General features: G+C 36.5%; 1 protein-coding gene. It reads right to left on the bottom strand.

From position 1 onward, the window contains the following. Positions 1 to 172: 172 nt before the first annotated feature. Entirely contained in the window at positions 173 to 1,042 is an 870-nt protein-coding gene (locus KDK14_RS02690) for a hypothetical protein (protein WP_257263481.1), read from the bottom strand. Positions 1,043 to 1,066 lie beyond the last annotated feature (24 nt).

The following is a 1,066-nucleotide window of genomic DNA, read 5'->3' as shown; positions in this document are numbered from 1 at the left end:
AGTTACGAGCAGACCGACTCTGCTCCCGTGTCACACCGTGTGCTTTGTGGTTCCAATTCAAGACCCGCAATACCCGGGAGGCTGTCCGCCTACACTCGATCGCAGAAGCTAAAGAAAGAATGGATAATAGTCCTATCAGGAAGAATTCCTTAATGTCTACCCCAAGAATCTCTCATAGCCTTGGTCTAATAATGACTCCAAAAAATTCTCCGATATGATTTTTCACAACTGACGCGATAAAATCAGATCTTTTGTTGAATATTTCTATAGCGGAATCAATATTTCCAACACCAATTGGATTGGCTCCTTGAAGAAAAGCACGGGAATGACTTTTATTGCTATCTAGAATGCTGGCAATGTTATCAAGAAAATTTACTACTGTTTCAGTGTTGTCAAGTTTAATTCCAGCACATGATTCTTCCTTTTCAAAACCAGTACAATTGCATAAGCCTGCGGACATTAACACGAGATCATATTCAGAAGATATTGCCTGGTCTTGAAAACAGATTGTGTTATCAAGTTTCAGATATTTTATTTCACCGTAAGCATCTTTGATTTCATCACTTTCTTCATGCCTGTCTGCAGCAGTAATATCAGGTTTGATGTTCGCTGTGTCTAAAATTTTTTTAAGGTTTAATGCTGTAGATTTGGCGAAAAAACCCATGGGATAACCGTCGGATATCGATATAATTTTAGTAAAACAAAAAAAATCAAGATTTGTTGGTTTTTCTGGATGCTCTAATGCTGTAAATAATTGATGGAAGTCGCCAGACTCTATTGTTTCGATGCTGGATGTGATGACAGAATTTAAGTTAGAGTATTTCAGGTTGCCATCTTTTAATAGCTTTTCTTTTATTTTTTTCTCGTACTCTATTATTTCTGATTCGGAGTTAAATCGTATTTCATCTGTATGTATATATGAACCAGATGCAAAGGATCTGATATTCTTAACGTCTGGCTCCTCATCATCACTGATGTGTTTAAGAAAAGAGTTGAAGTTCTCATAAATTCTAAACCTGAATCCGTAAGGTTTTGATTGCACCGGAAGAATTTTACCAATTTAATA

The organism is Endozoicomonas sp. ONNA2, from assembly GCF_024606365.1.
Classification (GTDB): domain Bacteria; phylum Pseudomonadota; class Gammaproteobacteria; order Pseudomonadales; family Endozoicomonadaceae; genus Endozoicomonas.
The sequence above is the reverse complement of the archived record's forward strand: the minus strand, read 5'-3'. Positions and strand labels throughout refer to the sequence as shown.